The following is a 1,426-nucleotide window of genomic DNA, read 5'->3' on the forward strand; positions in this document are numbered from 1 at the left end:
GATCCGTTCTCCCACCTGTACCATCCAGCGTGCCAGAGTGTTGCGAGGTATCTCGGCGCCATGGCGGGCAAAGATCTGGCTTTGCCGATACAGCGGTAGCGCGTCCTGGTATTTAGCCGTCGCGATATAGGCGAGCAGTGTGGCGCTGGCATTGCTCTTGGGCAACAGCTTGGCGGGCGCTGGGGCGGTGTTGACACCCTCTTCGCACGTCGGGCAGGCATATTTGCGTCGCACATGACGGATCACTTCGATCCGGGCAGGCACCACGTGCAGTTCCTCACTGACCTCTTCACCGATCACCTTCAGCGCGGTGCCGTCATCGTGGCAGTGGCGAGCGTTATCGGGCAGTTCATGCACCACCTCAACACGCGGCAGCTCTGGCGGTAGCGCAACACGCCCACCGCGCGTGCGACGTTTCAGAGGCGAGGCGGTCTCGCTAGTCGCGTCATTAGAGACGGCGTCGCACGCCGATGCATCGCTGTCTTCCTCGTCAACCGCCACTTCCGCTTCATTGATCAGAAGATCCCGCTGGTCGACACGATACTTCTCGGTGGAAGGGCCGAACTGACGCTCCAGAGCAAGCCGGAACTGCTCGAATAGCGATTGTTTAGTGGCCTCCCACTGCGCTTCCTTTTTCTCCATCAACGCCAACAGACGCGCATTTTCAGCGTCAGCAGCGGCCAGCTTGCGCTCAAGCTGGGTAACCGTCGGTGAGGAAGAAGCGGCATTTTTCATACCGCTCAGTGTACCAAAAACGTCGCTAAAATAGGAGAGCTGACGTTAGCCAACGCGCTGAAAATCCAACGCTTTATGAGGCCTCATAGCCTTTAAGTCATAGCCATCCAGCAGCCAGTTAAGCTCTTGGCCGGTTAACGTCACGGTCTCGCCATTAAGGTGGGTTGGCCATTTAAACCGCTCACGCTCCAAGCGCTTGTACCACACCACAAAGCCGTTACGTTCCCAGAACAGCAGCTTCACTTTATCGCGCTGGCGGTTACCGAACACAAACAGCGCTTGATCAAACGGGTTCAAGGCCATGGCTTCCTGAACCAGCAGTGCCAAGCCGTCAATTTGCTTGCGCATATCCACGGGCTCTCGACATAGATACACCTTTAGATCAGTGCCTGGGCGAATCATGTGACCACCTCCACCGCGACAAACCGTGCGGGACGACAACGCGGCGGCACGGGGAAGCCTTGCACGAGTAACCGTTTTTCCCACGCCATCAGGTCGGCTAACGTCACGGCTTGTGCTTTGGCATAGGCACTTAACGGCATCTGTAACGCGGCGGCATAAGACAGGTGGCCTAACCAAAACGCTTGAGTGGGATTGAGTTCGCGGCTCATGATGATCTCCAAAATTAAAGAGACCATCAGTGTGATCAGCCAACGTTAAGGTGGGTAGATGGGTTTTATGGCGCGCTTAC

3 protein-coding genes are annotated in these 1,426 nt (G+C 56.7%); all 3 read right to left on the minus strand.

Features of this window, described 5'->3' with window-relative positions; all coding sequences use genetic code 11:
- The coding region (locus QT231_RS24155) for an IS66 family transposase zinc-finger binding domain-containing protein (protein WP_308339316.1) at positions 1-735 on the minus strand (735 nt) is incomplete at its 3' end.
- Positions 736-780: 45 nt separating this feature from the next.
- Positions 781-1,137 carry an IS66 family insertion sequence element accessory protein TnpB gene (gene tnpB, locus QT231_RS24160; RefSeq protein ID WP_308339317.1) on the minus strand — a complete coding sequence of 119 codons (357 nt, stop codon included), beginning with the start codon at positions 1,135-1,137 and terminating at the stop codon, positions 781-783.
- The gene (locus tag QT231_RS24165) at positions 1,134-1,346 is read right to left on the minus strand and encodes a hypothetical protein (protein WP_308339318.1); all 213 of its coding nucleotides are present in this window, start codon (positions 1,344-1,346) and stop codon (positions 1,134-1,136) included. Before QT231_RS24165 ends, tnpB begins: the two co-directional genes overlap by 4 nt.
- Between the last annotated feature and the right edge of the window lie 80 nt (positions 1,347-1,426).

The organism is Halomonas sp. SpR1 (assembly GCF_031010175.1).
Lineage (GTDB): Bacteria > Pseudomonadota > Gammaproteobacteria > Pseudomonadales > Halomonadaceae > Vreelandella.

Excerpts from the sequence above, each read along its gene's own strand:
- QT231_RS24165 (WP_308339318.1), bottom strand. The coding sequence starts at position 1,346 with ATGAGCCGCGAACTCAATCCCACTCAAGCGTTTTGGTTAGGCCACCTG.
- tnpB (WP_308339317.1), bottom strand. The coding sequence starts at position 1,137 with ATGATTCGCCCAGGCACTGATCTAAAGGTGTATCTATGTCGAGAGCCC.